Source organism: Novosphingobium rhizovicinum (assembly GCF_040813635.1).
In the GTDB taxonomy this organism is placed as follows: Bacteria; Pseudomonadota; Alphaproteobacteria; order Sphingomonadales; family Sphingomonadaceae; genus Novosphingobium; species Novosphingobium rhizovicinum.
In genome coordinates, this window is sequence record NZ_JBFNXR010000040.1 from 1 (window position 1) to 3578 (window position 3578).

At 58.2% G+C, this 3578-nt stretch carries 2 protein-coding genes and 2 pseudogenes; 3 read left to right on the forward strand and 1 reads right to left on the reverse strand.

What is annotated here, in order from left to right; genetic code table 11:
• The first annotated feature begins 74 nt into the window (after nt 1-74).
• From ABUH87_RS10995 to ABUH87_RS11005, 3 genes and pseudogenes are all read left to right on the forward strand, one after another.
• Entirely contained in the window at nt 75-1163 is a 1089-nt protein-coding gene (locus ABUH87_RS10995) for an IS5 family transposase (RefSeq protein WP_367767718.1), read from the forward strand.
• A 134-nt stretch (nt 1164-1297) separates the two neighbouring features.
• Nucleotides 1298-1627 (forward strand): annotated as a pseudogene (locus ABUH87_RS11000) (transposase); the annotation flags it as partial.
• 328 nt (nt 1628-1955) lie between these two features.
• A pseudogene (locus tag ABUH87_RS11005) lies at nt 1956-2147 on the forward strand (integrase core domain-containing protein); the annotation flags it as partial.
• Nucleotides 2148-2264: 117 nt separating this feature from the next.
• On the opposite strand, the gene ABUH87_RS11010 reads toward ABUH87_RS11005, so the two are convergent.
• The gene (locus ABUH87_RS11010; protein WP_367773495.1) at nt 2265-3239 is read right to left on the reverse strand and encodes a fatty acid desaturase family protein; all 975 of its coding nucleotides are present in this window, start codon (nt 3237-3239) and stop codon (nt 2265-2267) included.
• Nucleotides 3240-3578 lie beyond the last annotated feature (339 nt).

Here is a 3578-nt window from a genome sequence, read left to right on the forward strand (position 1 = left end):
TGGACGCCTCGAAAAACCTCTGGCGCATAGCGGCCTGAGCTGATTCACTGCCTTTCGTGAGAGCGGAGGCGATGATGGCGGGACAGCCGGGTTTCTTTGACCTTTCGGACCGATACGAGGCGCTCAGCGCCGCGGGCGATCCGCTTGAACGGCTTACGGCCGTCGTCGACTTCGAGGTTTTCCGCGGTCCGTTGGTGGCGGCGCTGCGGCGGAGCGCCCGCGGCAAGGGGGGCAGGCCGCCGTTCGATCCGGTCCTGATGTTCAAGATCTTGGTGCTCCAGGCACTGTATTCGCTGTCGGACGAGGCGACCGAGTTCCAGATCAAGGACCGGCTCTCGTTCCAGCGGTTCCTGGGGCTCGGGCTGGACGGCACGGTGCCCGACGCGACGACGGTGTGGCTTTTCCGCGAGAGGCTGGTCAAAGCCAAGGCGATCGACCGGCTGTTCGTCCGCTTCAATGCGGCGCTAACCGACCGGGGCTATCTCGCCATGGGCGGGCAGATCATCGACGCCACGGTTGTACCGGCACCCAAGCAGCGCAACACCCAGGAGGAGAAGGCGGCGATCAAGGAAGGCCGGATCCCCGAGCACTGGAAGGACAAGCCTGCCAAGCTCCGCCAGAAGGACCGCGATGCGCGCTGGAGCGTCAAGTACACCAAAGCCAAGGTGAAGGAGGGCGCTGATCCCAAGGCGTTCAAGCCGGTCGACCTCGCCATCCCGATGTTCGGCTACAAGAACCACATAGGCATCGACCGCACGCATGGCCTGATCCGCACCTGGGATGCCAGCGCCGCCAATGCTCATGATGGTGCAAGGCTGCCGGTCCTCATCAGCCCTGACAACACGGCGTCGGGCGTATGGGCCGATACAGCCTACCGCTCCAAGAAGAACGAGGCGTTCCTGGCCAAAGGCATGTTCACCAGCAACATCCATCAGCGCAAGCCGCACCGCCGGCCCATGCCCAAGCGCATCACGCGAGCCAATGCGAGGCGGTCGGCAGTCCGCTCAGCCGTCGAGCACGTGTTCGCCGGCCAAAAGCACCGCATGGGGCTCGTCGTTCGCACCATCGGCATCGCCCGCGCCCGCATCAAGATCGGGATGGCAAACCTGGCCTATAACTTCCAGCGTCTCACCTGGCTCGAGGGGCGTATTGCGCCCGCATGATGCCGAAACCGGTCTTCGAGCCTTGAGCCACCACGAAATTCAGAAGATTACCGCCCCGAAACAGTGCCGAGCCGCACTTCGTGCGCCATCATACCGCCGTCACGCCGAAAATAGGCGGTTCTTCGAGGCGTCCAGCTGCGGTGCCCGACGCATCGCTGTTTCGATCAGGCCGTCAGTTCGCCGCCTGGCTTGGGCTCACACCTCGCGCGAACAGCTCTGGTGGCAAAGAGCGGCTCGGCGGAATAACCAAGCAGGGCGATGGCTATCTTCGTCGGCTCCTGGTCGTTGGTTCGACAGCTGTTATGCGAATGACGCGCAAGAATCCGGCTCGGCAACCCTGGATGGCGAGCCTGCTCGAGCGCAAGCCTGCGAAGATCGCGACAGTGGCGCTCGCCAATAAAACAGCACGGATTGCTTGGGCAGTGATGACGCGGAAGGAGGTCTACGCCGCCGCAGCAGCATAAGGAGATCTCCGTCACTCGATAATCGCGTGATGGGAAGCGTTGGAGCAGCTTAGTAGTGATGACGAACCGGTCAGACCGGGGGTTGGTGAAACCCAGGGGGTCACAGCGCTTCGAGCGCGATGACGTGATTAGGGAGCCAGCCTGCGGACTTCATCAGGGCCAGCAGCCATGAGGTGCTGCGTGAACAGGCCGAACACATGGATGCACCCGACCGAGTCCTCATTGCCGAAAAGCTCTTGCGCAGCGGAGGTCGTCCACACATGGACCTACAACGACCACATCATCGCACAGCTACGCTGGTGCGGAGGTCGTCCACAACATCACGTCAGTCTACCTCCATGCTTTCGAGACCGGATCGGAGTTGAAGGCTGGCCTTGGTCGGTGGATCACCTATTATAACACCCAGCGCCCGCACTCGGGCCTAGCCGGGCGGACCCCGGTCGAGGCTTATCGGCGGATCGGGCAATCAGATCATGGGGGGCATGCCCCCCATGATCTGATGATCAAACAGGCGGCGTGAACGACAACCGGGATTAGCTTAACTCAGCCGCCAATCTGTCCAAGAAGGCGGGACCACCTCAATCCTACCGCTGCATATTACGAGACGGGCTTGCCCAGCCTCAGGCGAACATATGGTCTAGGTCGCGGTCTTCACCGTAGAGCAATCCAACGACACATCAGCAGCCCGGCTTCCAGTGGTGACGTAGCGCAGGTAGTCGAGATGCCCGTAGAAGAGCTGGTCCTGACGCACGAGATTCTCCTCCACGAAAATCTGATGCACTTCGGGAAGTGCACTGAATGAAACACCAGGATAATAATGATGATACACGTGCATCGAAAAGTTCAGGTTCGGCAGAAAAAATCTGCTGATCAGGGTGGGTAAAATCACCGGACTCGTCTCGTCAACTGCGGCGCCTTCATGGCCATAGGAGTGCTCGCATATAGCGCTCCACCGAACAATCACTGGAAAGATAGTGGCAAGCGGCACCAACCAGTAGAAAAAAAAGTAAGACCATCCGTTTGTCAAATGAATTACAGTAGCCCCTGTTGCGTAGAATGCCGACCTTAGCCACACAGGCGATGGGCTTTTTCGCTGGAATGAACGCGTACTAACCAGAGGAGAACTATTCTTCCTAAGCAAGTATTTTAAGAAGCTGGCACCAAATAGATCATGGATGAGCAAGAGAAACAGCTTTGATTTCTTCATCGGAAATGTCCACTCTGGACCTTGCTTTCTAGTGAAGTCGGGGTCGAGTGGGGTAAAATAGTATCGGTGATGGGCAAGGTGCACTCGAGCATAATTCTCCACCGTCACAGCCAACAGTGGGTAGCCCGCAAGGAGATTAACTACTGAGTCACCATATCTGGACTTAAAGCCGAGATAATGGGTCTGCTCATGAATTAGAAGAGCAAGAACGTTTTGACGGGTAGCAACCACATAGATAGCTACTAAGGACACTAAAGTGTTCTCTGAAATAATTGCTAAGCTAATCGCTAGTGCGATGCCAAGCCACGCTGTCCCCAAGGTGAACAGATAACGCCGGGGTCTTGGCCCGGATATAGCCTTAATCTTAGCTTTTGCTGCCGGCGAGAGTTGAGAAACCGCCACCATTCTGAGCGCTCCGAAACATCAATAAACGTCACGACATACTTAGTTTGTAACGATGGAGGCACGCCACGTCAGGCGACAGCCTTCATGTAACTGAGGTGCGGGATAGTCGAAAGTAGTGAACAGACAGTGCTCAGTCTATGCTTAATCAATCATAATAAGCGAAGGCCACGCGGATGCGGGATGCGCTCTCGATGACGCGGGCGGCGACCTTGAGGAGCCGTGCGGATTCCCGGGTCATCCCGGCCAGCATTCCGATTTGATCCCGGCCGGGATTCCGAGCTGATGCCGGCCACCATTATGAGCAATTCGCGGCCACCCGGGAGGGAGTGAGAAGCCCGC